This is a genomic window from Ornithinimicrobium sp. F0845 (assembly GCF_023015765.1).
GTDB lineage: Bacteria > Actinomycetota > Actinomycetes > Actinomycetales > Dermatophilaceae > Ornithinicoccus.
The window spans coordinates 95,598-120,121 of the sequence record NZ_JALKAL010000012.1; the positions used below are offsets into that span (position 1 = coordinate 95,598).

At 70.7% G+C, this 24,524-nt stretch carries 28 protein-coding genes; 15 read left to right on the forward strand and 13 right to left on the reverse strand.

Annotated elements, in window-relative coordinates:
- Positions 1-4 precede the first annotated feature (4 nt).
- The 4 genes from MWU75_RS15750 to MWU75_RS15765 form a co-directional block, all read right to left on the reverse strand.
- Positions 5-649: an HAD-IA family hydrolase gene (locus MWU75_RS15750; protein ID WP_247092588.1), complete on the reverse strand. Its 645-nt coding sequence runs from the start codon at positions 647-649 to the stop codon at positions 5-7.
- Positions 650-704: 55 nt separating this feature from the next.
- A complete protein-coding gene (locus tag MWU75_RS15755; RefSeq protein ID WP_247092589.1) occupies positions 705-1,202 on the reverse strand; it encodes a UdgX family uracil-DNA binding protein in 498 nt (165 codons plus the stop codon).
- 8 nt (positions 1,203-1,210) lie between these two features.
- Positions 1,211-1,378 (reverse strand): hypothetical protein, encoded by a 168-nt coding sequence (locus MWU75_RS15760; RefSeq protein WP_247092591.1) that lies wholly within the window; start codon positions 1,376-1,378, stop codon positions 1,211-1,213.
- 167 nt (positions 1,379-1,545) lie between these two features.
- Positions 1,546-1,719: a hypothetical protein gene (locus tag MWU75_RS15765; protein WP_247092593.1), complete on the reverse strand. Its 174-nt coding sequence runs from the start codon at positions 1,717-1,719 to the stop codon at positions 1,546-1,548.
- Between the two features lie 130 nt (positions 1,720-1,849).
- Between MWU75_RS15765 and arsC the strand changes: the two genes are divergently transcribed.
- The 4 genes from arsC to MWU75_RS15785 all read left to right on the forward strand — a co-directional run bounded on the left by arsC (position 1,850) and on the right by MWU75_RS15785 (position 4,820).
- Positions 1,850-2,206 (forward strand): arsenate reductase (glutaredoxin), encoded by a 357-nt coding sequence (gene arsC, locus MWU75_RS15770; RefSeq protein ID WP_247092595.1) that lies wholly within the window; start codon positions 1,850-1,852, stop codon positions 2,204-2,206.
- A 363-nt stretch (positions 2,207-2,569) separates the two neighbouring features.
- A complete protein-coding gene (locus MWU75_RS15775) occupies positions 2,570-3,058 on the forward strand; it encodes a MarR family transcriptional regulator (RefSeq protein ID WP_247092603.1) in 489 nt (162 codons plus the stop codon).
- The gene (locus MWU75_RS15780) at positions 3,055-3,984 is read left to right on the forward strand and encodes a carbon-nitrogen hydrolase family protein (protein ID WP_247092605.1); all 930 of its coding nucleotides are present in this window, start codon (positions 3,055-3,057) and stop codon (positions 3,982-3,984) included. The genes MWU75_RS15775 and MWU75_RS15780 overlap by 4 nt, the downstream gene beginning before the upstream one ends.
- A 116-nt stretch (positions 3,985-4,100) precedes the next feature.
- Positions 4,101-4,820, forward strand: a complete 720-nt coding sequence (locus tag MWU75_RS15785; RefSeq protein WP_247092607.1) for a hypothetical protein — start codon at positions 4,101-4,103, stop codon at positions 4,818-4,820.
- 9 nt (positions 4,821-4,829) lie between these two features.
- Here the strand turns inward: MWU75_RS15785 and MWU75_RS15790 are convergent, their stop codons facing one another.
- Positions 4,830-5,363 carry a carbohydrate ABC transporter permease gene (locus MWU75_RS15790; RefSeq protein WP_247092609.1) on the reverse strand — a complete coding sequence of 178 codons (534 nt, stop codon included), beginning with the start codon at positions 5,361-5,363 and terminating at the stop codon, positions 4,830-4,832.
- A 14-nt stretch (positions 5,364-5,377) separates the two neighbouring features.
- On the opposite strand from MWU75_RS15790, the gene MWU75_RS15795 reads away from it, so the two are divergent.
- The 4 genes from MWU75_RS15795 to MWU75_RS15810 are packed head-to-tail and all read left to right on the forward strand — an operon-like array spanning position 5,378 to position 8,692.
- Entirely contained in the window at positions 5,378-5,737 is a 360-nt protein-coding gene (locus MWU75_RS15795; protein ID WP_247092611.1) for a VOC family protein, read from the forward strand.
- A gap of 21 nt (positions 5,738-5,758) precedes the next feature.
- Entirely contained in the window at positions 5,759-6,583 is an 825-nt protein-coding gene (ygiD, locus tag MWU75_RS15800; RefSeq protein ID WP_247092613.1) for a 4,5-DOPA dioxygenase extradiol, read from the forward strand.
- Positions 6,584-6,637: 54 nt separating this feature from the next.
- Complete coding sequence (locus MWU75_RS15805) at positions 6,638-7,459, forward strand: dioxygenase (RefSeq protein ID WP_247092615.1); 822 nt, start codon at positions 6,638-6,640, stop codon at positions 7,457-7,459.
- A gap of 12 nt (positions 7,460-7,471) precedes the next feature.
- Positions 7,472-8,692, forward strand: a complete 1,221-nt coding sequence (locus MWU75_RS15810) for an FAD-dependent monooxygenase (RefSeq protein ID WP_247092617.1) — start codon at positions 7,472-7,474, stop codon at positions 8,690-8,692.
- A gap of 12 nt (positions 8,693-8,704) precedes the next feature.
- Here MWU75_RS15810 and MWU75_RS15815 read toward each other — a convergent pair whose 3' ends face one another.
- Both MWU75_RS15815 and MWU75_RS20385 read right to left on the reverse strand, forming a co-directional pair.
- Positions 8,705-8,884: a hypothetical protein gene (locus MWU75_RS15815; RefSeq protein WP_247092619.1), complete on the reverse strand. Its 180-nt coding sequence runs from the start codon at positions 8,882-8,884 to the stop codon at positions 8,705-8,707.
- Entirely contained in the window at positions 8,835-11,663 is a 2,829-nt protein-coding gene (locus MWU75_RS20385) for a tetratricopeptide repeat protein (protein ID WP_247092629.1), read from the reverse strand. The genes MWU75_RS15815 and MWU75_RS20385 overlap by 50 nt, the downstream gene beginning before the upstream one ends.
- Positions 11,664-11,842: 179 nt before the next feature.
- Between MWU75_RS20385 and MWU75_RS15825 the strand changes: the two genes are divergently transcribed.
- From MWU75_RS15825 to MWU75_RS15840, 4 genes are read left to right on the forward strand one after another with little or no spacing between them, the layout of a single operon-like run.
- A complete protein-coding gene (locus MWU75_RS15825; protein ID WP_247092631.1) occupies positions 11,843-12,913 on the forward strand; it encodes a glycosyltransferase in 1,071 nt (356 codons plus the stop codon).
- Positions 12,901-13,965, forward strand: coding sequence for a glycosyltransferase family 4 protein (locus tag MWU75_RS15830; protein ID WP_247092632.1), 1,065 nt, complete (start codon positions 12,901-12,903; stop codon positions 13,963-13,965). The genes MWU75_RS15825 and MWU75_RS15830 overlap by 13 nt, the downstream gene beginning before the upstream one ends.
- The gene (locus MWU75_RS15835) at positions 13,962-15,008 is read left to right on the forward strand and encodes a glycosyltransferase (protein ID WP_247092634.1); all 1,047 of its coding nucleotides are present in this window, start codon (positions 13,962-13,964) and stop codon (positions 15,006-15,008) included. The genes MWU75_RS15830 and MWU75_RS15835 overlap by 4 nt, the downstream gene beginning before the upstream one ends.
- Positions 15,005-15,886: a galactosyltransferase-related protein gene (locus tag MWU75_RS15840; RefSeq protein WP_247092636.1), complete on the forward strand. Its 882-nt coding sequence runs from the start codon at positions 15,005-15,007 to the stop codon at positions 15,884-15,886. Before MWU75_RS15835 ends, MWU75_RS15840 begins: the two co-directional genes overlap by 4 nt.
- Before the next feature lies 1 nt (position 15,887).
- Here MWU75_RS15840 and MWU75_RS15845 read toward each other — a convergent pair whose 3' ends face one another.
- From MWU75_RS15845 to MWU75_RS15855, 3 genes are all read right to left on the reverse strand, one after another.
- Entirely contained in the window at positions 15,888-16,922 is a 1,035-nt protein-coding gene (locus MWU75_RS15845) for a beta-propeller fold lactonase family protein (RefSeq protein WP_247092638.1), read from the reverse strand.
- A gap of 369 nt (positions 16,923-17,291) precedes the next feature.
- The gene (locus MWU75_RS15850) at positions 17,292-17,852 is read right to left on the reverse strand and encodes a DUF6036 family nucleotidyltransferase (protein WP_247092646.1); all 561 of its coding nucleotides are present in this window, start codon (positions 17,850-17,852) and stop codon (positions 17,292-17,294) included.
- A complete protein-coding gene (locus MWU75_RS15855) occupies positions 17,849-18,448 on the reverse strand; it encodes a helix-turn-helix transcriptional regulator (protein WP_247092648.1) in 600 nt (199 codons plus the stop codon). Before MWU75_RS15855 ends, MWU75_RS15850 begins: the two co-directional genes overlap by 4 nt.
- A 505-nt stretch (positions 18,449-18,953) precedes the next feature.
- On the opposite strand from MWU75_RS15855, the gene MWU75_RS15860 reads away from it, so the two are divergent.
- Positions 18,954-20,003, forward strand: coding sequence for a tyrosine-type recombinase/integrase (locus tag MWU75_RS15860; protein WP_247092650.1), 1,050 nt, complete (start codon positions 18,954-18,956; stop codon positions 20,001-20,003).
- Positions 20,004-20,059: 56 nt separating this feature from the next.
- On the forward strand, positions 20,060-20,497 hold the full coding sequence (locus MWU75_RS15865; protein ID WP_247092652.1) for a hypothetical protein: 438 nt from the start codon (positions 20,060-20,062) through the stop codon (positions 20,495-20,497).
- A 6-nt stretch (positions 20,498-20,503) separates the two neighbouring features.
- On the opposite strand, the gene MWU75_RS15870 is transcribed toward MWU75_RS15865, so the two are convergent.
- The gene (locus tag MWU75_RS15870; RefSeq protein WP_247092654.1) at positions 20,504-20,917 is read right to left on the reverse strand and encodes a helix-turn-helix transcriptional regulator; all 414 of its coding nucleotides are present in this window, start codon (positions 20,915-20,917) and stop codon (positions 20,504-20,506) included.
- Positions 20,918-21,342: 425 nt separating this feature from the next.
- On the opposite strand from MWU75_RS15870, the gene MWU75_RS15875 reads away from it, so the two are divergent.
- On the forward strand, positions 21,343-22,113 hold the full coding sequence (locus MWU75_RS15875) for a hypothetical protein (protein ID WP_247092656.1): 771 nt from the start codon (positions 21,343-21,345) through the stop codon (positions 22,111-22,113).
- 463 nt (positions 22,114-22,576) lie between these two features.
- On the opposite strand, the gene MWU75_RS15880 is transcribed toward MWU75_RS15875, so the two are convergent.
- Positions 22,577-23,926 (reverse strand): NAD(P)/FAD-dependent oxidoreductase, encoded by a 1,350-nt coding sequence (locus MWU75_RS15880; RefSeq protein WP_247092657.1) that lies wholly within the window; start codon positions 23,924-23,926, stop codon positions 22,577-22,579.
- Between the two features lie 68 nt (positions 23,927-23,994).
- On the reverse strand, positions 23,995-24,501 hold the full coding sequence (locus MWU75_RS15885; RefSeq protein ID WP_247092659.1) for a DUF1440 domain-containing protein: 507 nt from the start codon (positions 24,499-24,501) through the stop codon (positions 23,995-23,997).
- Between the last annotated feature and the right edge of the window lie 23 nt (positions 24,502-24,524).

The following is a 24,524-nucleotide window of genomic DNA, read 5'->3' on the forward strand; positions in this document are numbered from 1 at the left end:
CCGGTCAGACGTCGGTGCGCACGCCCGCGTCGAAGTGCACCGCCTGCCAGCCGAACCGGATGGCTCCGTCGATGTTGTCCGGGCGGTCGTCGGTGAAGAGCACCTCGTCCGGCCGGACCGCACGCCCGAGGTGGGACTCCAGGGCGGCATGTGCCCGGGCATACGCCTCGTGGTGCGGCTTGCGGTGCCCCAAGACCGCGCTGTTGAGCACGACGTCGACCAGGTGGTCCAGGCCGATCTGCCGCAGCTCGGCGGGGATGTTGTCGGTGCCGTTGGTGAACACGAAGACCGCTGCGCCGTCCTCCTCGAGCTCCCGCATGAGCTCGACCGTCTCGGCCACTGGCACGCCCCGGTCGGCAACCCAGCGGGTCACCGCCTCCTCCGCTGCTGCGGGCGGGATGTCTCGCGCCACCAGCGCGTCCCGGATCAGGCCGCACCAGCCGGCGAACGTGCGCTGACCCGTCACGACCGGCTCGATGAGGTCCGGCGCGAAGGCCAGGGCAAGGAAGTCATCCGCTGTCAGACCGAGGTCGGCTGCGACCGCCTCGGTGGTGGCGGGGCCGAACTCCCGGATCACGCCGTCGAGGTCGAAGACGACGACGCCACAGTCGCGGGCGCGGCGGCGGATGGTGTCGTGGGGACCGGTCATGGCCCGATGGTAGGGCAGGCACCCTGGGTGATCAGACTCTCGGATGGTGCTTCCCTCAGGCGGAGGCTGCGACCCGTAGGTCGGAGACGAGCTCGGCCAGCGCCTCGTCATACCCACCCCGCGCGGAGGCGCCGAGGCAGACGACCACGTCGGGGTCGACCACCGTGAGCTCGGCCTCCAGCCAGGGGTGGCAGGCGACCAGGTGGCGCAGCTCGGGCGCCTCGTGGATGCGCCGCTTGCCGCGGCGCTCGAAGCGGAAGTGCTTCACCGCGTTGGTCAGATAGGTCTCCCCCGGGTCGATCCCGGCCGTCTCCAGCGCGGTGGCCAGCACCCGTCCGGCGGGGCCGACGAACGGCTCACCCTCACGGTCCTCCCGGTCACCGGGCTGCTCCCCCACGAGCATCAGACGAGCCTCACGCGTGCCCGTGGACAACACAGCCTGGGTCGCGTCCTCCCACAGCTCGCAGCCGCGGCAGTCCTGGACGGCCTCCGCGAGCCGACGCAGCGTGGGGCGTGCGGGAACCCAGGCGGTGGCGTCCTTGGCCTCGGCCACGGCGAACGTCAGATGAGGACGATAGCCAGGATGATCAGGACCGCCCCGATCACCGCGAAGAGGGCCGGCCCGAGCAGGGCGCCGGAGCGGGCCACGCGGTGGCCCGTCGACCCCTGGCCCTCGGCCGGGTCCTCCGAGCGGTGATCTGACTCTGGTCTGGAACCGTCGGTGGTCATGTCTTCACGCTAGGAGGGTCGTGAGCGACCCTCCTGCCGAAACGACCCCCGCACGTCATCGGGGCTGAACCCGGATCCAGACGGCGCGGATCGAGACAGACAGCACGGATCGGGACAGACAGCACGGATCGGGACAGGCGGCCAGATCCGAGGACGGGCGTATGCCGTCAGTTGGGCCGGTAGATCATCTCCAGCAGCTCGTCGCGGACGTTGTCCGGACGGGTGGCCAGCTGAGCCAGCAGCTCGCGCTCCTCACGACGCTGCCGGCGGGTCAGGCGCGCCGGCTGGGCGACGAGGGTGCTCGTGGTGGTGGGGCGGGACAGGGTGAGGCGGGCGCTCATTGTTCGGGTTCCTCGACAAGGACGGAGAGATAGAAAATGCGCCGGGCAGCGGCACCGGCGCCAGACGCTTACATAGCATAACTCCGGCCCCGATGGCGAGATTCCGCGTTGCGTGAACTACGGTCGTGAGATGCCTCACATCACCGTGCTGCACAACCCCCGCTGCTCCACCTCGAGGGCTGCGCTGGAACACGTCGAGTCCGCTGGCGTCGACGCCGAGGTCGTGCGCTACCTGTCCACACCCCTGGACGAGGCGCAGCTGCGCGACCTGATCGGCAAGCTCGAGGACCCGGTGACCGACCTGGTGCGCCGGGATGCCGCCTTCACCGCGCTCGGTCTGACGGACACCGACGTCGCCACGGCCGACCAGGTCGTCGCGCTGCTGCTCGAGCACCCCCGCCTGATGCAACGCCCCGTCCTGGTCCGCGGCGACCGCGCCATCATCGGGCGGCCCAAGGACCGGGTGCCAGCCTTCCTCGCCGACTGACCCACGCCCCCGCCACCGGACGCACGTCCGACACGCCCTCGTCGAACAGCCGCCGCGAGGCCATCCGCTCCGTCGCCGACGGCGGCGACGGGTGGACCTACCTCATCGGCCGGCACCGCTCTCTCGCGCCAGCCTCGCCGCACGGGCCGCATCGACCTTTGTCTGTCGTTGCTGCCGAAGCCGCCACTGCGGATCGCTCTGCCCGCTGAGCTGGGCTGGCCCGAACACGTGGTAGCCCTGGTACTTGATCTGCCAGAGAAACCGGTACCACAGCGACAGTCCCTCGTTCTTGCCTCGTCCGGGCATGGTTCGCCTTCCTTTGCGTACAAATCATTGGGGCACCAATCTGGTAGCCTAACAGTCATGAGGGACGACGTCCGCCTTTCCGATCCCGCACGGGCCCTGGCGCTGGAGGAGCAGGTCTGCTTCGCGCTCTCGGTCGCCGCCCGCAACGTCGTCGCGGTCTACCGCCCGATCCTGGAGCCCATGGGACTCACCCACCCGCAGTACCTCGTGATGCTGGCACTCTGGGAGCGCCCGGATCCGGTCTCCGTGCGAGAGCTGAGCGACCTCCTCCATCTGGACCCCGGCACCCTGTCGCCGCTGCTGAAACGCCTGGAGTCTGGTGGGCTGCTCCGCCGGGAGCGCCGCGCGGACGACGAGCGGTCACTCGCGGTCACGCTGACCGAGCAGGGTCTCCGGCTGCGTGAGGACGCACTCCGGGTGCCCCCCGCCGTGGTCTCTCGCCTGGGCATGGACGTCGAGGAACTCATCGCCCTGCGCGAGTCCCTGGGCACGGTCATCACGGCCGCCCGCTCGGCCCTGGCCGACGCCGCGGCGGTGTCCCCATGACCCGGGTCGCCGTCGTGCAGGACGGCTCCGTCCCCTTCGACGCTGCCGCCACCACCGCCAAGGTCGTCGCCCTCATCGACTCGGCCGCCCAGCAGGGCGCCCAGGTCGTGGTCTTCCCCGAGGCCTTCCTCGGCACCTACCCCAAGGGGCTGACCTTCGGGGCACCGGTCGGCGCCCGCACGCAGGACGGGCGCGAGGAGTTCCTGCGCTACGCCGAGGGCGCAGTGCGACTGGACGGGCCTGAGGTGGCCGAGATCGTCGAGGCCGCGCGCGGGGCCGGAGTGTTCGTGGTCCTCGGGCTGATCGAGCGGGCGGGCGGCACGCTCTACTGCACCGTCGCGCTGATCGACGCCGACCAGGGCCTCGTGGGCCACCACCGCAAGCTGATGCCGACTGCGGCCGAGCGGCTCGTCTGGGGCCAGGGGGACGGCTCGACGCTGCCCGTCGTGGACTCCCCCGCCGGCCGGGTCGGCGCGGTGATCTGCTGGGAGAACTACATGCCGCTGCTGCGCACCGCCATGTACGCCCAGGGCATCGAGCTGTACTGCGCCCCGACCGTCGACGACCGCGACGCCTGGCAGCACACCATGCGGCACATCGCGCTGGAGGGGCGTTGCTTCGTGCTGGCCGCGTGCCAGTACATCCGCCGGTCGGACTACCCCGAGGACTACGCCACGGCCATCGACGTCCGCGGCGAGGAGCCCCTGATCCGGGGCGGCAGCGTCATCGTCGACCCGCTGGGTCAGGTGCTGGCCGGCCCGTTGTTCGGTGAGCCGGGCATCCTCGTCGCGGACCTCGACCTGGCGGACCGCACCCGCTCCCACCTCGACCTCGATGTGGTCGGGCACTACGCGCGGCCGGACGTCTTCCGGCTGCAGGTTGACGACCGACCGCGGGAGCCGGTGACCTTCGCCTCCGAGGGTTGAACCTGGACGGCTTCGAGACAGGCCGCAGTGATCGAGTCGCTCACCCGGCCAGGGCTTGACCCAGGTCAAGGACTCACCCTGCTCCCTGCCGTAGAACGGAAGGCGAGGAGGACACCATGACCATCACGACACCCACCCGTCCGCACACCCTGGTCCGGCCCAACCGGCATACTGCCGCCTCGCCGGACTGGACCTACCACGCCCTGGTCGCGCAACGGCCGGTTGCGCCCGCCGTCCGGCCCGGGACGGTCCGGCTGCTCGTCGACCTGACCTCGCCGTGGGCCTACCTGGCCCACCTGCGGCTCGGACCCGATGACGACAGCTCCTGGCTGGCGGTGCAACGGCCGACCACGATTCCGCGCACGGGACTGCGCGACGACGGTCCCGAGCGGGAGGAGATGCAGCGTCAGCTCGACGCCGCCCGCTCCGTGGCCGGGCCGGACGAGGACCTGCCGACCCGTGTGCCGTCCGTGCTCCCGCACCCCCGCACCGTGGCGGCGGCCTATGCCGAGGCCGTCGACCTCGGACGGGGTGCGGCCGTGCGCGCGGTGCTCCTGGAGGCCTACTGGCTGGACGGGCAGGACATCGGCAGCCCCGACGTGCTGCGGCAGATCCTGCCGTCGGTCGTCGTCGACGAGGACACCCTGTGCACCGGGGACCCCCGCCGGGAGTTCGGCTACCTGGTCTCCCCGGCCCGTGAGCCGCTGACCGACCGGGCCTACCACCTGATGGCGGACTGGCAGCGGCAGTGGGAGGACCTGGGCCGACCGGGACCGCTGGCCCTCGTGGACACCGCGGGCGCGGTGCGCACCGGTCCCGCGGCGCTGCGGCCCTGACCCCGGCGCCTACTTCACCGAGCCGGCGAGGACCCCCTGCTCGAAGTAGCGCTGGAAGGAGAAGAAGACCACCAGGGGCACCACATGGGACAGGAACGCCCCCGTGGCCAGCACGTCGATGTTGGACCCGAACTGGCGGGCCTGGGACTGCAACGCCACCGTCAGCGGGGCCGCGGAGGAGTCGGCGAACACCAGCGCGACCAGCATGTCGTTCCACACCCACAGGAACTGGAAGATGCCCAGCGAGGCGATCGCCGGCAGCCCCAGGGGCAGGACCACGCTCCGGAAGATCCGCCACTCCCCCGCGCCGTCCATCCGTGCCGCCTCGAGCAGCTCCTTGGGGATCCCGGCGAAGAAGTTGCGCAGCAGGAAGACCGCGAACGGCAGACCGAAGGCGACGTGGAAGAGGATCACCGAGATCCGGGATCCGTAGATCCCGAGGTCCCCGAAGAGCCCCGCCACGGGGATCAGTGCCACCTGCACGGGCACGACGAGCAGTCCGACGACCACGATGAACAACCAGTCCCTGCCCGGGAAGTCCATCCACCGTGACCGACATGGACACCAGCATCGCCTGGTACGCCGACCTGTTCGGGTTCGTCGAGCTGGCGCGCGAGCCGCATCACGGCGACGGCGGCGGCAACGCAGTCGTGCTCGGCCCCGAGGACTGGTCGATGTTCGTCGTCCTCAACGAGCACCCGACCAACGCCGGCGAGAGCTTCGACCCGGTCCGCACCGGCCTCGACCACGTCGGGTTCACGGTGGCCGACCAGGACATCCTCAGGGGTTGGGAGGCTCGCCTGGAGGAGAAGGGCGTCACCTACAGCCCCGTCAGCGAGCACGGCTGGGGCTGGTCGCTCAACTTCCGCGACCCCGACGACATCCAGCTCCAGCTCATCGCGTTCGCCACCTCCTAGGGCCGGTGCGTCATGGGGAGTATGCCGTCACCCGGCACCCGCATGCCCGCGGCCTTCATCGGTCACGGGAGCCCGATGCACGCACTGCGGGCGAACCGCTACACCGAGGCCTGGCGCGAGTTCGGGCGGTCGGCGCCCAGGCCGCGGGCGATCCTGGTCATCTCGGCGCACTGGTACACCAATGTCACCGCGGTCACCGCGATGGCTCGTCCACGCACCATCCACGACTTCTACGGGTTCCCGCAGGAGCTGTACGACCTCACGTACCCGGCCCCCGGACTGCCCGAGCTCGCCGAGGAGGTCGCAGATCTGACCAAGCCGCAGTGGGTCGGGTGCGACGTCGACTCCTGGGGGATCGACCACGGCACGTGGTCCGTGCTCAGGCACGCCTTCCCCGAGGCCTCGATCCCGGTCCTGCAGCTCTCGCTCAACGCCTTCCAGGGGTTCGACCAGCACCTCGAGCTCGGTCGGCGGCTGCGCGGTCTGCGGGACTCGGGCGTGCTGATCATTGGGAGCGGCAACGTCGTGCACACCCTCGCCGCCCTCGACCACACCCGCGCCGAGGAGGGTTTCGACTGGGCACGGCGATTCGACGACGCCGCCCGGACGGTCCTGCAGAGTACCGACCCGACCGGGGTCGCCGCCCTGACCGGACACCGCGACTTCGACAACGCCGTGCCCACCCCTGACCACTTCCTCCCCCTGCTGTACGTCGCCGCACTGGCTGGTGACGAGCCGCTGTCGCTCCTGATCGACGGTCATCAGGCCGGGTCGATGTCGATGGCGGCCTACACCGTGGGCATGCCGGCCGAAACTGTCGGCTCTCCCTCATGTGCCGGCGACTGAGATCTCACGACACTGCCACTGTCACACCCTCACTCCCAGACAAGGACTCTCATCATGACCACCATCGACACGGCACGACCGACCAACCTCCGGCTGCAGGAGGTCTTCGACGACGTCCTGCAGGCACTCCTGGACGCCATCACCAGGCACCGGGTGACCTGGGAGGAGTTCCGGGTCGCCACGGAGTGGCTCACCGAGGCCGGCGACCAGGGGATCGAGATCCCACTGATGCTGGACGTCTTCCTCTCCTCGACCGTCGACGACCTGGCACACGCCGGCGACGGCACGGAGAACAATCTCGAGGGCCCCTACTACGTCCCGGACGCACCCTTCCTGCACCACCCCTACGTCCTCCCGCAACGGCAGGACGAGCCCGGCGAGAAGCTGCACTTCGCCGGCCGGGTGCGCTCGACGGACGGGACTCCCCTGGCGGGCGCCGTGCTCGACGTCTGGCAGTCGAACGGCCTGGGCGAGTACTCCCACGTGCAGCCCGACCTGCCCGAGTTCAACCTCAGGGGACGGCTGGTCGCGGACCAGGACGGATGCTTCGAGTTCATGACCGTCGTGCCCGTCCCCTATGCGATCCCGACCGACGGCGCGACCGGCAGGCTCCTGGCCGCCATGGGCCGCGAGCCCTTCCGTCCGGCTCACATCCACTTCCGGATCAGCCACCCGGACTGCGAGCCGCTGACGACACAGATCTACTTCGAGGACGACCCGTGGCTCGACGCTGACGTGGCCGGCGCGGTGAAGGAGTCTCTGGTGACCCCGGTGACCAGGTGGGCGGACGCCGGTGGCGGGCAGTATGCCGGGTGCGCCTACGACTTCGTCCTGTCCGGTTCGGCGACGGCACCCTCGGCACTGCGTGCCGGGTGAGGAGGGGTTGTCATGTCGAAGCCAACGGCACCGCCGCGGCCGGGGACGGTCCACATCGCGGGAGCGGGTCCGGTCGGTCTGTTCCTGGCCGCGCTGCTGCAGTCCGACGGATGGCGGGTGCGCCTCTACGAACGACGCCGGGAGTACACCCGCAGCCGGATGGTGTCGTTGGCCGACTACCTCACGGCGGACTCGATCGACACCTACCGCACGGACCCTCTCGACGGCCAGAACGTGCACGCCATCTTCGACCGGGACCAGCTTGAGGCCGGGCTCGCCTACCGCAGCACCATGGCCGCGGACCTGCGCGGCCTGCTGGAGGACTGGACCCGTGGGTTCGTCCCGCTGAACACCATCGAGAGGGCGCTCAGCGAGCTCATCGCCTCGCGCGCCACCGGGACGGTCGAGCGGGTCGACCAGGAGCTCGACCCAGGCAGCGCCCTGGCGATGCTCGACCCCGGCGACCTGCTGGTCGACTGCACCGGTGCCCGTTCGCTCATGCGCGATCTCCTGGTGCCCGGACCGGACCCCGCCGAACGGGACCGCAACACCACGCGGATTCGCATGGAGTACGCACTGGTGATCACCTTCCTGTACGACCAGGACTACCAGTGCAACGAGCTCTGCAAGTACTACAAGAACATCGGCAACGCCGCCTACAAGTTCATCCCGGCGGTGCGCCGCACCCACTACGACGGCTCGACGAGTCACGTCACCGGCATCGTGAACATCCGTGAGCAGGAGTTCGACGCGCTGCCGCCGACCTGCACCGGCGGGTTCCTGCGAGAGAGGTTCCCGGACATCGCCCTGTCGATGGACCAGTTCATCGACAGGATCAAGGCCGAGACGCACGGCCAGATCATCGGCGACCTGCAGGTGGTGCGGCTCCCGCTGGACCTCTACCGGGCACGCCACGTGACCAGTCAGGCGTGGCAGTGCTCGGGCGCCGACCACCCGCTGGCCGCCAGTCCGGTGTTCCTGCTCGGGGACTCGGCCCTGGGATCGCCCTACTTCCAGTCCATCTCCCTCGGCCTGGAGGCATCGTTCGTCCTGGCCCGCCACCTCGGCAACCCAGCACTGACGCTGCAGGAGGTGTTCACCCGGTGGGAGGCCTTCATGTACCGCCAGTGGATCCGTGTCTACATGCGGACCCAGATGCTCAAGCACGACAAGGACCTGCTCGAGTCGGTCGGCGACAACTCCAGCCTGCTCGGCAAGATGCATGTCTTCTGACGGAGGTGGTGGTCACCGCAGCAGCTCGGGGTGACCGGGCACGTCCTCGAGAAAGCGGCGGCGCTGATCGGGGTCGGTGAACCGGTCGGACTGTTCCAGCAGGACGGCCCGGCCCACCTCAAGAACGTCGTCGGCCCGGGCATCACCCAGTGCACCCAGGACCCGACCGACGGCGGCGTAGAGCTGCGGCACGTCGACCACCCCGGGCAGGTCGCGCGCCAGCACCCGGGAGACGACCTGCTCCACGCGCTCTCGGGCCTCGTCCGGGTGCCCCAGGCGTAGCGCCACCTCGGCCAACCCGACCAGGGCAGCCGGATGCTGGATGACCGCGTCGATCTCGAGCACGGCCTCGTAGTCGTCGCGCGCCGCGTCCAGGTCGCCCAGGGCACGCCGCGCCTGCCCCATCTGGAGCCGGGCCTCGGCGTCCTCGCGGGGGTCCTCCAGCTCCGTGCACAGCACATGGGCACGGCGGGCGAAGTCCAACGCCTCCTCCGGCGCCCCCTGGTCCAGACGCAGGCACGCCAGACCGATGAGGGCCAGGACCTCCACGTCCGGGTCCCCGATGTCCTGCGCGAGGTGCAGCGCCTGGTCGAACAGCTCCTGCGCCTCCGGTCCTCGCCCCGTGGCCCGGGCGAGCTCTCCCAGGTTCGCCAGCCGGAAGCCCTCGTCCTGACGGGTCGCCGACCTGCCGGTCGATCTCCAGGGCCTCCTTCTCGAGCGCCTCGGACCGGGGATAGTCCGCCAGCCCGCGGTAGGCGTGGCCGAGCAGACCGAGGGTGCGTGCCACGGCATACGGCCCACCGACCTCCCGGTTGAGCTGCAGGGCCTCCTCCAGGTGTCCTCGCCCGGCGTCGAGGTCCAGCCGGGCACACAGGAGCAGACCCAGGTTGGCCTGTGCCCGGCCCGCCAGCCGACGCGCGCCGATCCGCTGCGCCACCCCCAGGGCCTCCTGTAACCGCTCGGTCGCGTCGACCAGGTCGTTGCTGCGCCAGCTGTTCACCCCCAGGTGGATCAGGTCGGTCACCACGCCACTGGTCCGGTTGTCCCGCTGCTGGATGGCCAAGGACTCCTCGAAGCACCGTCTGCCCGTCGCGCGGTCACCCGTCAGGTCGGCCACGATCCCCAGCCCGGCCAGGGCCGTCGCCTCGAGCGCCGACTGGCCTGTCTCCCGGGCGAGCTCGAGCCCCCGCCCGAGCTCCTGCCTGGCGGCTGCGTACTCCTGGGGGGCGCTGAGCACCTCGCCGAGCACCGTCCGGGCGCGCCCCTCCCCCGCCGGGTCACCGATCTCCTGGTATGTCGTGGCGGCCGCCCGCGCATCCGTCGCGGCCTGTGCGTAGTCGCCGGTGTGGTCCCCGTGCTTGGCTCGCAGGAGCAGCACCGACGCACGAGCCGCCCGGTCCTGACCGGAGGACACCAGCTCCTCCAGCGCCCTGATGTCCTCATCCGCCGCGGCGAGGTCGGAGGCCAGGTTGTGCACGGCAACCCGGGCGGTGAGCAGCCGGATCCGGTCGGAGTCCTCCTCGGCCCACTCCAGGGCCCTGGTGTAGTGGCGGACGGCGGCGGCGTTCGCGAAGGCGGCAGCGGCCCGGTCACCGGCGCGCTCGGCATACTGCCTCGCCTTGTCGGGCACACCTGCCAGGTGGAAGTGCCTGGCCAGCGGGTCCAGGGTCCGGGGGTTGTCCGGGCCGTAGAGCTCCTCGACGGCCAGGCCGACGTCCTCGTGCAGGAAGCCGGCCTCCACCTCGTCCAGGTGCCGCAGGAGATAGTGCTGGACCGTGACGTGGGAGAAGCGGTAGCGGGAGAGTCGCCGGGCGCCGACCCGGTCGATGCCGACGGCCGTCACGAGGTGGTGACGGCGCGTCAGGGTCTCGCTCAGATCGCGCACCAGGTTGCGCAGCTCCACCTGCTGCACCCGCGCGACCACCTCCGCGGTAAAGGCCTCGCCCTCGACAGCCGCGATCGTCAGGCTCCGGTGCAGATGCTCCGGCAGGCGCGCGAGCCGCTGCCCGATGACGCCCTCGACCCGGGCGGGGAGCTGGTCCCAGTCGAGGTCGTCCAGCGCCGCCCAGCCCCGGCCATCGCGCCACACGATGCTGCCGTGGTCCTGGAGGTGGTGCACGAGCTCCACCGTGAACAGCGGGTGACCCCCGGTGCGAGCGTGCAGGGTGCGGCGGAACTCTTCGCCCAGCTCGTTGGGCTCCTGGTCCAGGAAGGCATCGACGAAGGCCCGGCCGTCCTCGTCCGTGTCCAGGTCGATGGTGATGTCACCGAACTGACGGGTCAGCTCGTGGGCAACCGGCTCCAGCGGGTGCTGCGCCTCGCCCGCCCCCAGCGTGACGTCGCTCGTCCGGTAGGTGCCGATCACGAGGATCCTGGTGCCCTCCAGTCGGCGGCCGATCCGGGCCAGCAGGGCCAGGGAGGCGGTGTCGGCCCACTGCAGGTCGTCGAGCACCACGAGCAGGGGCAGCTGCTGACCGAGGCGGCGCAGCACCTGGACGTACTGTTCGAGGATCTGGTCCTGGTCGACCGCCGCGTCGATCACCGGCACCGTGGCGACCTCGTCCATACGCCGCCCACCTGCCTCGGACTTCTTCCGCGCCATCATGAGTCCGACGTTCGCCAGGAGGGCGCCGCCGGGGATGAAGAGCCCGACCAGCGACGGGCCCAGGGCGGCGACGGTGTCCCTGCTGAGGCTCCGGACCCTGTGAGGGTGCGCCTCCTCACCCGCCGGGTCCTGGTGCGGGGACCCTCCCGCAACATCCCCGGTGAGGGTCTGCAGCACCTCGCGGAACGGCAGGAAGGCATCGCCGCGACCCGACTGCGGGTCGCACCGGCCGACCGCGACGACGAGATCCTCTAACCCGCTCCGGGAGCGCGCGGCGAACTCGGTAACAAGGCTCGTCTTGCCGGCACCGCTCTCGCCCCGGACGAAGAGCACCTGCCCGTCACCGCCCAGGACCTGGCTGAACACAGCATCGCTCGATCGTAGGGATGACGGGGTCGCAGGGGAAGGTGCCGTGGCTCGTCTCTCGGCTCGCGGGGCGGTGGGTCCGTGCCTACGGTGAGCATGCGGTTCAGCCGAGTGCCGCGTCCACCCGTCGGACGTAGGCACCGCCTGCGCGCCGCTCCCCGTTTCTGGAGACCCACATCATGCTCCGCATTGCGTCGGTACCTTCCTCGCACGTCTACGTCCGCCACCTCAGCGCCGGTCCCGACGACGAGGTCGAGCGGCTGCCCGACCCGTCACCGGGACGGGGCTTGCCGGCTGCCCAGTGGTGGCCGCCGCCGATGCTGGAGGCTGACTGGGTCAGCGAGCACGCCGACGAGTTCGACGTCATGCACATCCACTTCGGGTTCGACGCCGTCGCCCCAGCTGACCTCGAAGAACTCGTGCGTGCGCTGCGTGCCGCCGGCAAGCCCCTGGTGCTCACGGTCCACGACCTGCGCAACCCGCACCACCTGGAGCCCGGGCTGCACGACGAGCAGCTCTCGGTCCTGGTGGCGGGGGCGGACGCCCTGATCACGCTGACCGAGGGGGCGGCGACCGAGATCCGGCGCCGCTGGGGGCGGGAGGCTCGGGTCCTCCCGCACCCGCACGTGGTGGAGGAGCCCACGCTGCGCCGCCCCAGGACGCCAGGCACGGAGTTCGTCATCGGCGTGCACGCCAAGAGCCTGCGGGCCAGCATGGACCCGCTGTTCGACATCGAGTCGATCGTCGGGCTGCTTCCGCGGCTGCCCGGCGCCCGGCTGCGGGTGGACGTGCACACCGACGTCATGACGCAGGGATCCGACCGTCACGACGCAGGTCTGGCGGCACGGCTGCGCGACCTCGCCGCGCAGTCCCTCGTGGACCTGCACGTGCACGACTACTTCACCGACGCCGAGCTGTGGGACTACCTGCAGGGGCTGGACCTGTCGGTGCTGCCCTACCGGTTCGGCACCCACTCCGGCTGGCTGGAGGCCTGCTTCGACCTGGGCACGGTCGTCGCGGCCCCCGACTGCGGGTTCTACGCCGAGCAGCGCCCCTGCCTCAGCTTCCCCGCGGAGCCGGACCCCGCGAGACGGTACGGCCTCCGACAGGCCGTGCACACGGCATACTCGGAGCGGCCCGCCTGGCGCGCCGACCCCGACCAGCGCGCGGCCGAGCGAACCGCCCTGTCGCGGGCGCACCGCGAGGTCTACGCGCAGGCTCTCGCCGGGAGCGTGACGTGCACGTCGTGATCATCGCGGGGGCGAACCATCCGCTCTGCGAACCGTTCGCGGGCGGTCTTGAGTCGCTGACCTGGCACCTGGTCCGTGGTCTGCGCCTGCGAGGTGTGGACGTCACGCTGTTCTCCGGGCCGGGCAGCGACCCTGCCCTGGGCGCCCGGGAGATCCTCGTCGAGCCGCTGGAGCTCAGCGCGGCCGCGCGTCGGGACGTCGCCATGCCACCGGAGCGGTGGCTGCGGGAGCACCACTCCTACCTCCAGGCGATGCTGGAGCTGCAGGGCCGCAGGGACGTGGACGTGATCCACAACAACAGCCTGCACTACCTGCCGATCGCGCTGGCCGCGACACTGCCGGCACCGATGGTGACGACGCTGCACACCCCGCCCACGCCGTGGGTGGAGCCGGCCATCCGGTTGATGGACCAGCGGCGCGCCCGGTTCGTCGCCGTCAGCGGGCACACCGCCCGGTCCTGGCGGCACGTCACGAGGGCGCGGGTCGTGCTCAATGGTGTGGACGTCGACCAGTGGACTCCGGGCCCGGGCGGGCCGGACCTGGCGTGGTTCGGCCGACTCGTCCCCGAGAAGGCGCCGCACGACGCTCTGCGGATCGCCCTGGCGGGGGGTCGTCGGATCCGGCTCGCCGGCCCCGTGCAGGACCAGGACTACTTCGACGCCATGATCAGACCCCTGCTCGGGCCTGGTGCGGAGTATCTCGGCCACCTGGGCACGGCCGACCTGGCGAGCCTGGTCGGGCAGAGCGCGGCGACCCTGGTGACGCCGGTGTGGGACGAGCCCTATGGCCTGGTCGCCGCGGAGTCCCTCGCCTGCGGCACACCGGTCCTGGGCTACGACCGGGGCGGTCTGCGTGAGTTCGTGCCACCCCGCTGCGGCGTGCTCGTGCCGGGCGGCGACGTGGATGAGGCGGCCCGCCACGTGGAGGTGGCGAGCACGCTGGACCGGGCAGCGTGCCGGCGTCAGGCGGTGCGGCACTGCTCGGTGGAGCGGATGATCGACGCCTACCTCGAGGTCTATGGCCACCTGACCGTTCCCGGCCGGGCCGCATGATCGGCTACTACGCCCACCACCAGGGCTCCGGCCACGTGACCCGGCTGCAGTCGATCGCAGCGTGCCTGGACGAGCCCGTGTGGGGCCTGAGCTCGCTGCCCCGCCCCGCCACCTGGCGCGGCCCGTGGACCCGGCTGGAGCGCGACGACGGGCTCGACCCGGACACGGACGACACGGACACGGACGACCTGGCCGACGTCACCGCGGGTGGAGTGCTCCACTGGGCGCCGATGGGGCACGCGGGCCTGAGCCGGCGGATGACCCAGCTCGCGGCCTGGGTCGACCGGCAGCAGCCGAGGCTCCTGGTGGTCGACGTGTCCGTGGAGGTCGCGCTGTTCGCCCGGCTGATGGGGGTCCCGACCGTGGTCGTCGCGCTGCCCGGCCGGCGGCTGGACCGGGCGCACCGTCTGGCCTACGACTCGGCGGTCGCCCTGCTCGCGCCGTGGCCCGAGGGCGCCCACGATCACGACTGGCCCGCGTCGTGGACGGACAGGACCTGGCACGTCGGCGGCATCTCCCGGTTCGACGGGCGACCGACCGCCCCGCGTGCACCACGCTCGCGCCGCCGGGTCCTCGTGCTGTGGGGCGGCGGCGGGCGATCCACCGACGCCGGGGCGGTCTCCGCGGCGGCGGCTGCCACCCCCGACTGGGAGTGGGTGGAGCGGGACCCCGCGACCGCACCCGCGACCGACGTGTGGGCCGACCTCGCCGCGGCCGACGTCGTGGTGTCCCACGGCGGCCAGAACGCCGTCGCGGAGGTCGCCGCAGCCCGACGACCGGCGGTCGTGATCGCCCAGCCTCGCCCCTTCGACGAGCAGGAGGCGACGGTGGACGCGCTCAACCACCTGGGGCTGGCCGTCGGCCTGCACGAGTGGCCGGCGTCCGACGAGTGGCCGGCCGTGCTCGAACGTGCCGCCGCGCTGGGTGGCGCCGGGTGGGGGCGCTGGTCGACCGGGCACGGTGCGCGCCGGGCAGCCGCTCACCTCATGGCGCTGCGCGCCCTCCCCGCACAGACGGCCGGCCTGAGAGGTCGACCGGCATGACGGCACGCACAGCGGTGGTGACCATCGCGCACGGTCGTCACGAGCACCTGGCCGGGCTGCTGTGGGGTCTGCGCGGCCAGGTCCGGGCGCCCGCGGTGTTCGTCGCTGTGGCCATGGATGACCCCGAGGTCGCCTCGGTGGTGGACCGGTGTCGCCCGCCGGAGGCGCAGGTGCTGGTGCCGAGCCTGCCGAGCACGCCCGAGGGACTGCCGCTCGCGGCGGCCCGCAACACCGGAGCCAGCGCAGCGATCGCCGCGGGCGCGGACCTGCTGGTCTTCCTGGACGTGGACTGCATCCCGTCCCCCGGTCTGGTGCGGCAGTATGCCGAGGTGCTGGCGCCCGCCGACCCGACCCCTCGGCATACTGGCGACAGGCCGACCGTCGCCGCCGGTGAGGTGGCCTACCTGCCCGCGGTGGGGCACCCGCGCGACTACCGCGGCGCCGACCTGGCGGCCATGGCCCGGCCCCACCCCGCGCGCCCCCGTCTCGCACCGGACGAGGTCCGGCCGGCCGACGACCTGCGACTGTTCTGGTCGCTCTCCTTCGCCCTGCGCGCGGACGACTGGGAGGCGCTCGGGGGGTTCGACGAGGGCTATGTCGGCTACGGGGCCGAGGACACCGACTTCGGGCAGCGCCTCGGGGCGGCGCACGGGCGGCTGCTTTGGGTCGGGGGTGCCACCGCATACCACCAGCACCACCCCTCACCCAGCCCGCCGCTGCAGCACCTGGCCTCCATCGTTGACAACGCCAACCGCTTCCAGCGGCGCTGGGGCTGGTTCCCGATGGAGGGATGGCTGGAGCAGTTCCAGGAACTCGGTCTGGCTGAGCAGGACCCGCGCGGCGGCGAGTGGCGTGCACTCACGCACGCGATCCGCTGAGTCACTCCAGGATGCGCACCCAGTTGGGGCCGCGACCGATCTCGGCCGTCCCCAGCGATGTCAGCGCTCCGTCCTCCTCGACGCGAAGCAACTCGGCACGGGTCGACCTCTCGCCCACGCTCACGAGGAGACGGCCGTCGGAGGTGACGTTGAAGCCGCGCGGCTGCTGCTGCGTCGGTGTGAAGTGCGTCGCTTGGCCAAGCCGCCCGGACGCGTCCACGGGGACCGAGGCGAGCTCCGATGAGCTGCGCTCCGAGGTGATCAGCCACGATCCGGCACGGTGCACGTCCGCACCCCAGATGAGGTGCTCCTGCGTCGGGTCCGCGCCCAGCCTGCTGTGCGCCAGCCCGTGGTGCGGGTCGACGATGCCGACCGCCTCGGCCGGGCTCAGCGTGCCGTCGGCGGCGCGGGCGTGACGGACCGCCTCACCGGAGAACTCGGTCACCAGGTAGGCGTGGTCGCCGTCCACCACGAGGTGCCGCGGGCCAGAACCCTGGGGCGCAGCCACGGTCGGCGGGTCCAGCGGGGTCAGGGCGCCGCTCGCGTTCAGGCTGAACTGCGCGACCAGGTCGTCCCCGAGGGAGACGAAGTAGGCGACCGTGCCGCCGCCGCTGCCGGCCGGCACGACGCAGTGCAGGTTGGCGAAGCTGACGCGTGCGGTCGGCTCCCCGACCCGCACCTGATCCCCGTGCCCCACGGGCCAGACGTGACCCGAGCCTCCGCCGTAGGAGGCGCCGAGCAGCACGGTGCCTTCGTGAGCCAGCGAGAGGTAGGTCATGCTCGCCTCGGTGTCCCGGCGGGACACCTCGGTCAGCGCACCCGTGGTGCGGTCCAGCCGCAGGGTGGCGATCCCCGGCTGGTCGCCCTTGTATGCCGCGTGGACCAGATCACGGTCCGGGTCCACCGCGAAGGTCCCGCACCCGGTGAGCCCCGAGGTGGTCTCCAGCACCTCGAGCCGGGGCGCCTCTCCACGGTGCAGGCGCAGGGCGCTGATGGAGCCGTCTTGGGCGTTGGCGATCAGGACGAGTTCACTCACCTTCTCCACCGTAGGGCCGATCACGGCAGCGCACCCCCGCAGTGCACATGCCTCGTCGTCGGTGCTTCTTCGCTGCGGCTCGAGGGCAGTGCCCACCCCCTGCTGGGCAGGAGTGTCGGGGGGCGACGCGCCGCTGGGGCACACTTGGGGCACAGACGGGGCGAAGCAAAGACCCCTTGCCCGTGTTTCTGCTGGTCAGGGGCCGAATACTGCTGGTGGGCGAAAACTGGGTTTGGACGGGCCGCTTCCTCGGCCGCTACGCCGCGTAGCACGCCACAACTCGGCACAATACGGGCGCAAGTGGCGTCTGGCGCAAGGTATAACGGTGCGCCTCCCCCGCCGACGCCGTTCTCCACGTTGCGATGGTGACTACTCGGTCAGGCGACGCTCGACGGCCTGACAGTCCAGCAGGAGGTTGTCGAGCCCGCCATGGACACTCTCGATCATGTCCTCCCCGTAGGCTGCGATGACGATCTTCCGCATTTCCTCAGCTCGGCTCACTCCGAGTGCACGGGCCAGGATCAGGATGTCATTCAGGTCTCTGACACCCCGCCGAGCGATCAACTTCATCGCCAACAGATGTTCGGGCGGCGCAAGTTGGACGTCCAGGCCTGGGGTCTCTCCAGGCTCGAGCCTGTTGTGGGGCGTTGGGATCCAGGGTTGAGCAGCGGTGCTCAACCAGTCCTCGCGAAGTCCCTCATCATGGGCCACCTCTCGGGCTGCAGCCAGCACCTCCCCGGGCGGAACAGCCAGCGCATCCACGTCGTCCGTAGTCCGTCTATCGTTGTGGCGAAGCGCAATGGCGGCTCCACCAACCACGTACACCAGGGCGGACGTCCCGGCTGCCGCCAGCTTTTCAGACACGAGACCCAGGAGCCGCCCAATCTCCGTCGTGGTGAACTCCCCGTCGAGCCGGCCATCGCTCCTCATGCTGTGGACAACGTGCGGGCAGCAATGTGGATACCTCGGCGACGAAGCCAGTCCGGAGTCTCCCCGCGGACCGTGTCCGAGTCCCGGAACGGGTCCTCTGGCTCCCAGGGCGAATCGAAGTAGAGGCTCTCCGTCCAAGCAGGCACCTGGCGGCCCGCCTCTTCGAAGCAGTGCTCAACCAACGCACGGATGAGTTGATCGAACCGCGGGTCCTGGACTCTCGCTGCACGATGTCTCCACGCCGGGACGGCCCCCGTCTCACGCGTCAACGCGAAGACCAGGTCGTCCCGACAGCGCAGGGTCTGTCGGAAGGCCCACTCCTCGTCCTCGTCTGCGAGGGCACGATTGACTCGTTCCGCGGAGCTCGTCGGGTCAACCAGCCCAGCCTGCATAGCCCGGCGACGAGCTTCGGCGAACCGGACGGCACGCCGGTAAAGCACTGCGGACGGAACGGTCTTGCCTTGGGTATAGGCAGACATGCGGGCAGGTGATGTTCCCATCGCCCGGGCGAACTGGTTCTGTGACAGGCCGGACTCACGGACCGCCAGGGTCATCTCCTCGGCGATCTCGGCACGCTCTTGGTCCTCGATCAGCACACGGTAGATGTTATCAGATTTGATTATGCTTTCACGTGACGCTCACGGACCGCCATCCGCGGCACCACGGAGCAGACGTGCGCACACGCGGCCAGCACATAACGCGCTTGCGCCCCTTGAACCTGTGCCACGACGTTGGACATTCTGGACACAACAAAGGCCAGAACCCCTTCCGAAAGAGTTCTGGCCTGCGGTGATACTGGTGGGCGATACTGGGTTTGAAATTTTGAGAGAGGGGGCTACCACAAACCCCTCTCCGCCGTCCACTTTGGTGATAAACTCGCAGGTCAGAGGGCATGTCGGCAAGGGACAGAGATGGACGGGTCTGGACAGGTTTTGACGCCGTTGTTCCTCGTATATTCCTCGAAAGGCGATACTGGGAGGACACAAGTTGACTCGCACCGACCATCGGTCCAGACGTGGGTTCGGGCGTGTGGAGCGCCTCAAGTCTGGGCGTTACCGGGCTGCATACACCGGCCCAGACGGTCGTCTCTACCGGGCTCCGATGACGTTCGATGCCAAGGACGACGCCATCGCCTGGCTGTCCGCGCGCCGAGCCGAGATCGGGATGGAGGTGTGGGCGCCGCAGGCCGCTGCTCAAGGGGCACGGCGACGGGAGTCCCCGACGTTCCGTGCCTACGCCGAGCTGTGGCTGGAGACCCGCCGCACGCGGGGGCGCGAGCTGCGCCCCACGACCGGTCAGCAGTATCGGATGCTGCTGGACCGGTTTATCTATCCCACGTTCGGCGAGGAGCGCATCGACCGGATCTCGCACGAGGACGTCAACGCCTGGTTCGACCAGGTGGCTCCGGGCCGGGACACCGTCAGGGCACAGGCGTACAGCCTGCTGCGCACGATCTTCGCCGGCGCCGCGTCCGTGCGGCCCACTCCCCTCATCCCGTACAACCCGGCTCACATCCGCGGCGCTGGTAACGCCAGGCGGGCCCACCACGTGGAGCCGGCGACGCTGACGGAGCTCGAGACGATCGTCACGGAGCTGCCCGACCGCTACCGGCTGATGGCGCTGCTCGCCGCATGGTGTGCGCTGCGCTTCGGAGAGCTGGCCGAGCTACGCCGCGGTGACATCGACCTGCGGACCGGGCGGGTCAAGGTCCGTCGTGGCGTCGTGCGGGTCGGCGGACAGTTCATCGTCGGCCCACCCAAGAGCGATGCGGGCGTGCGCGACGTCGCGATCCCGCCACATCTGCTCGCCACGGTCAAGGCGCACTTGTCGCAGCACACCGCGTCAGGCAAGGACGCGCTGCTCTTCCCCGCCGCGGCCGACAGCGACCGGCACATGGCGCCGTCGACGCTCTACAAGGTCTACTACCCAGCGAGGCAGGCCGCCGGCCGGCCGGACCTTCGCTGGCACGACCTGCGCCATACCGGCGCCGTCCTCGCGGCCCAGACCGGCGCGACCCTTGCCGAGCTCATGGGCCGGCTCGGCCACTCCACGCCCGGCGCTGCCATGCGCTACCAGCACGCCGCCGCCGACCGCGACGCCGAGATCGCGCGGCGGCTGTCGGAGCTGCACGACGGGGCGGCTCTGCAATGAGTCCTGATCGGCGTGGTCGCCGCAAGGCGTCCACGCCGAGGCCGAAGGCACCTGCGGTGCGCACTGCCCCGTCGTCGGACGATGCGCACGCGATCGTCTTCTTCCAGCGTCACGAGGACGACGACCCGACCCGGCGTGCTCCCGGACGCGATGCGCTCGACTCCTACCCGGCCGGCGTGCGCGCCAAGATGCGCGCCGCCCTGGTGGCCGTCGCAGCCGCTCCACCGAAGCGGTTCGCCGGCGGCGGTTACTGGGAGGCGATGAAGGGTGACATGAGCGGCTGGTTCGAGGTGCGGATGGACGGGCCGGGACGTCACCACTACCGACTCTTCTGCCTCCTTGACTACGAGGCCAAGGGCGAGGACAAACCGCTCCTGGTTGTCGTCGACGGGCGCGACAAGCCGTTCCGGACGACGTTGTCGGACGCTGACTACGCCGCGGTCCGCAGGTTGGGCGTGGAGTACCGAAAGCGGAACCCGCGGTCCGTGATCTGACGGCCGTCAGGCGGGAAGCCTCGTTCTGGGCCTACGCAACGTGATCAGGTGCTCGGCCAGCTTTATCGGGTCAGCCGTCCGGCCCTCGAGCAACGGCCGGGTGATCTGGCCGCGCTCGGGCTCGGGGATGGGCTCGACGGTGATGCGCAGCCCGAGGGCTGCCGCCACCTCGGCCAGCGTGCCCAGGGTCGGGTTGGAGCTCTCGGAGGACAGCAGGCGACGGATGGTCGCTGGTTCCTTCTGGATGGCCCGCGCCAGTTCGGCCTTGGACATCCCCGCAGCCTCGCGCGCGTCGTCGATGGCGTTGACGACCGAGTCGATGGTCGAGATGCGCATGGACTCGACGACGTACTCGCGGAGGAACTCCGGGTCCTGGAGGTCGCGGTTGAGGTCCTCCCAGAACGCGGTGTGCTTGCTCATACCCTCACCTTGCTGATCACCCAGCAAGCGTAACATAAATGCTACGTACGGGGATGGTTGACGAGGGTGCTTGCCGCCGACCTCCGGACTGAGCAGCCGTCGTGGGCCTCGACGTGGCCCCGCATCACCTCTCCGTCACCAACTTTCCCAGGGACGTGCCCCACTTTCTTGGGGGCGTGGCTCTGACCTGCGGCGATACGTGACATTAGCGGTTGGGTGGGAAGGTTCGCCCACATCCCGGGGGGGACGCTCCCGGGAGCGCTGGGGGCGGGCTGTGACCTGCGGAAACGTCGGCCACTGGAACGACGGACGCGGGCCAGGCGGGTTGCGGGGGACGCCGTTGGGGGCGCTTGGGGGGGACGAATCCGGGAGCGTCCTCACGTCATCGTCTGGTCCACATCGACCCGGTGTGGAAGGAGACGACGATGAGCGTAGCGACCTGTCTAGGGGTGGACACGCACGAACGGCCCCCGCTGCGGTGGGCCCGGGACCACTGGCCTGAGTGGGGCCGGACCGAACCGGGCCTCTCGGTAGTCGCGGACCTGCCCGAGCTTCCGGACTGGCTGGGTCAGGCGTCACCGGAACGACGGGATGAGGTGCTGGCGGCTCTGGCACGGACGGCCGCACACCATGTGGAGGCGGTCTCCGTGATCACCTGGCTCCTGGTCCCGGGAGCGGTGAACCTGGCTCGGCAGCTCGCGGACCTCTCCCCCGACATCGACGCTCTCGTCGCCGGACAGCTGTGGTTGACGGTCCGGGCCTACGGTGGCGACCCGCACCGGAGCGTCGCAGCCACGCTGCTTGCCCGGACCCGGCGCGAAGTGATGGCCGACCTGGGTGTCGGTGACGCAGCACTGCGTCGTGACCGCGTCTGGGCATCGGCGGTCCCGATGGGGTCGGTCCCGGAGGTCCCCGGCGTCGATGCCGGAACGGACCCCGAGCGCGAGTTGGCTGAGCTTCTCGAGGACGCTGCTGCGATGGGCGTACTGACACGCGAAGACCGGGCCCTGCTCATGGACGTCGCCCGCGAGGCGGCTCGGCTCAACGCACCCGCACGCCGGGGCCGGGGTGGCCTGATGACCCCGTCGGTGGCCGAGCTGGTCGCCGAAGACTACGCAGCGTCGGCACGGACGGTCCGTCGCCGTGCAGCCATGGCCGTCACCGGCCTCGCAGCCTTCCACCGGTCGATCCACTGACCGGGCTCCGGCATCAGCCGGGACCGACTCTGAGACTGTGGCCCACTCCGGGGAACTGATTCTGAGACGTGCTCCGCTGCGGACCTTAAGACCGTGCGTTGGCGGACATCCGCTAGCCGGGCTGTTGGGTCCCTCCGCCCCCGGGCCGTGGCGTGCAGGACGAGCATGGTCGTGACAGCACTCAACTGCCGAATTGAGGGCGGTCTGCCTGCTGCATACTTTTACGAAGACTCGCATCAGCATACGGAAGTATTTGGGCGCCCTTGGAGCCACAGCTCGTGTCTGCGTGCACCGATCAGGGTAGTCATCGAGCGCCCTTGTCCCGTATGAGGTGCCTGCTCGGGATTCTTCACCGGGCGGGTCTTACGGGACGATCGACCGCGAGTGCGCACGTCGAGTTCCTTCATTCCCGTATGAGGTTCCCCTTATGGGGCTGCCGCAGGCATGCCGTCTGGGAGGAGCGTTACAGGTCCAAGGCCTCCATGGCGGTCAGGTAGCCCTCGGTGTAGGTCGGGAACTGGGCCACCTGGTCGAGCAGGGTGTCGATGGGAATGCCGGCGCGGATGGCCAGGGAGGCCTGGTGGATCCATTCACCGGCCTGGGGCGCCACGGCCCAGGCTCCCACGAGGACGCGGCGGTCGAGGTCGGCCAGTAGGCCGAGGTGACCCCGGGGGTCCTGCTCGAAGGTCCACGGCCTGGCGATCGAGGCGGCCAGGTCGACCTCGGCGGCCGCGGTGCGCAGTCCTTGGGCGTCGGCTTGGGCCTGGGTCAGACCGGCCGCCGCGATCTCGGGGTCGGCGAAGACTACCCGCGGGATGCCGTCGTAGCGGGCGGGACGGGCCCGGCCGAGGATGGCGTCGGCGACGATCCGGCCCTGGTACTTGGCCACATGGGTGAAGGGCAGGACACCGGTGACGTCGCCCAGGGCCCAGATCCCGCCTGTGGCCCGGCAGTGCTCGTCGATGAGGACCTCACCGTGCTCGCCCAAGCTCACGCCGACCTCTTCCAGGCCGAGACCGTCGCTGCGCGGGGCGCGGCCGGTGGCCATGATCACCACGTCGCCGCGCACGGAGGTCCCGTCGTCGAGCTCGACGACCTGATCGGCGCCGTCACGCCGCGCCCGCGCCGGGGTGGTGCTGGCGCAGACCTGGACGCCGGCTCCTTCCAGCGCGGTCCGCGCCAGGTCCCCCACCCGGGGGTCCTCCCGGCTGAGCAGCCGCTCGCTGCGCTGGACCAGCGTGACGGCCGTGCCGAAGCGGGCCAGGAACAACGCGGTCTCGACGCCCACGGCGCTGCCGCCGATGATCACCGCGCGACCCGGGAGGTCGGCGGCGGTGTAGGTCTCGCGGTTGGTCCACACCGTGACCTGGTCCAGGCCTTCGATGGGCGGGATCACGGCCGTAGAACCGGTGGCGATGACGACGTGGTCGGCGCCCAGTTCGCGCCCGTCGACGTCGACCACGCCGGGTGCAGTCAGGCGGGCCACGCCCTTGACCACCGAAGCGCCTTGGTCGGCGTAGCTGTCGACCTGGGCTGAGTCGTCCAGGTGGCGGGCCATGTAGTCGCGGTAGTCCCGCGCGGCTGGCCAGTCCATCTGTGCGCCGCCGACCCCTGCGGCCCGGTCCACCTGCCCACCTGCCTCCGGTGGGCGCAGCACAGTCTTGGACGGGATGCAGGCCCAGTAGGCGCACTCCCCACCGATCAGCTCGCGTTCGACGACGGCGACGGACTTGCCCGCGCTCAGCAGCCTGCTGGCGGCGACCTCCCCGCCAGGGCCCATGCCGATCACGATGACGTCGAAGTGCTCACTCATCTGGTGCTCCTATCCGGGGGTCGTGCTTGGTGGTCGTGCCTCGGTGCGGTGTGGCCGGTCAGCCCGGGTCACGGCCTGGTCCGGGTCAGCACCCAGCCGATCTCGAAGACGGCGGCCACGGCGAGGCCGAACACCAGGTGCGCGGCCACCCCGCGGGCGTGGGTGACCAGCGGGTAGTCCAGGTTGGGAGCCGAGAACCCGAACGCCGGGGTCATCAGTTCATCGGCGACCACGCTCATCGCTGCTCCGGTGGCCAGCCCGGCGGCCACCGGGCCGATGCTCGTGCGTCGGCGCAGCAGCGGGTACAGCGGTGCCCACTGGACAGCCAGGCCGTAGTGCAAGACCAGGCTGAGGCGGTCCAGCTGCTTCTCGCTCAGCTCGAGGCCGGCCAGGGTGGACAGCTTCTGCGCGGCGATCCGGTAGGGCGGGCCCGGACGCACCGCGTCCTCTCGGGCGCGGGCAGCAGCGGGCTCCAGGTCGTAGAGCTTCATGCTCACTGGCTCCATGGCCTTGGTGCCCAGGTAGCCGGCAGCGGCGGACAGGCCGGCGTCGATCAGGGTGCGGGTCAGCTTCATGGCAGGTTCCTTCCAGCCGGATC

Bases quoted from the DNA above. Each gene is read 5' to 3' on its own strand.
- MWU75_RS15850 (WP_247092646.1), bottom strand. From the start codon at position 17,852: ATGAGGAGCGATGGCCGGCTCGACGGGGAGTTCACCACGACGGAGATT.
- MWU75_RS15760 (WP_247092591.1), bottom strand. From the start codon at position 1,378: ATGACCACCGACGGTTCCAGACCAGAGTCAGATCACCGCTCGGAGGAC.
- ygiD (WP_247092613.1), top strand. From the start codon at position 5,759: ATGCCGTCACCCGGCACCCGCATGCCCGCGGCCTTCATCGGTCACGGG.
- MWU75_RS15860 (WP_247092650.1), top strand. From the start codon at position 18,954: ATGACGTTCGATGCCAAGGACGACGCCATCGCCTGGCTGTCCGCGCGC.
- MWU75_RS15765 (WP_247092593.1), bottom strand. From the start codon at position 1,719: ATGAGCGCCCGCCTCACCCTGTCCCGCCCCACCACCACGAGCACCCTC.
- MWU75_RS15885 (WP_247092659.1), bottom strand. From the start codon at position 24,501: ATGAAGCTGACCCGCACCCTGATCGACGCCGGCCTGTCCGCCGCTGCC.
- MWU75_RS15875 (WP_247092656.1), top strand. From the start codon at position 21,343: ATGAGCGTAGCGACCTGTCTAGGGGTGGACACGCACGAACGGCCCCCG.
- MWU75_RS15795 (WP_247092611.1), top strand. From the start codon at position 5,378: ATGGACACCAGCATCGCCTGGTACGCCGACCTGTTCGGGTTCGTCGAG.
- MWU75_RS15750 (WP_247092588.1), bottom strand. From the start codon at position 649: ATGACCGGTCCCCACGACACCATCCGCCGCCGCGCCCGCGACTGTGGC.
- MWU75_RS15790 (WP_247092609.1), bottom strand. From the start codon at position 5,363: ATGGACTTCCCGGGCAGGGACTGGTTGTTCATCGTGGTCGTCGGACTG.
- MWU75_RS15780 (WP_247092605.1), top strand. From the start codon at position 3,055: ATGACCCGGGTCGCCGTCGTGCAGGACGGCTCCGTCCCCTTCGACGCT.
- MWU75_RS15810 (WP_247092617.1), top strand. From the start codon at position 7,472: ATGTCGAAGCCAACGGCACCGCCGCGGCCGGGGACGGTCCACATCGCG.
- MWU75_RS15880 (WP_247092657.1), bottom strand. From the start codon at position 23,926: ATGAGTGAGCACTTCGACGTCATCGTGATCGGCATGGGCCCTGGCGGG.
- MWU75_RS15825 (WP_247092631.1), top strand. From the start codon at position 11,843: ATGCTCCGCATTGCGTCGGTACCTTCCTCGCACGTCTACGTCCGCCAC.
- MWU75_RS15785 (WP_247092607.1), top strand. From the start codon at position 4,101: ATGACCATCACGACACCCACCCGTCCGCACACCCTGGTCCGGCCCAAC.
- MWU75_RS15775 (WP_247092603.1), top strand. From the start codon at position 2,570: ATGAGGGACGACGTCCGCCTTTCCGATCCCGCACGGGCCCTGGCGCTG.
- arsC (WP_247092595.1), top strand. From the start codon at position 1,850: ATGCCTCACATCACCGTGCTGCACAACCCCCGCTGCTCCACCTCGAGG.
- MWU75_RS15840 (WP_247092636.1), top strand. From the start codon at position 15,005: ATGACGGCACGCACAGCGGTGGTGACCATCGCGCACGGTCGTCACGAG.
- MWU75_RS15835 (WP_247092634.1), top strand. From the start codon at position 13,962: ATGATCGGCTACTACGCCCACCACCAGGGCTCCGGCCACGTGACCCGG.
- MWU75_RS15870 (WP_247092654.1), bottom strand. From the start codon at position 20,917: ATGAGCAAGCACACCGCGTTCTGGGAGGACCTCAACCGCGACCTCCAG.
- MWU75_RS15805 (WP_247092615.1), top strand. From the start codon at position 6,638: ATGACCACCATCGACACGGCACGACCGACCAACCTCCGGCTGCAGGAG.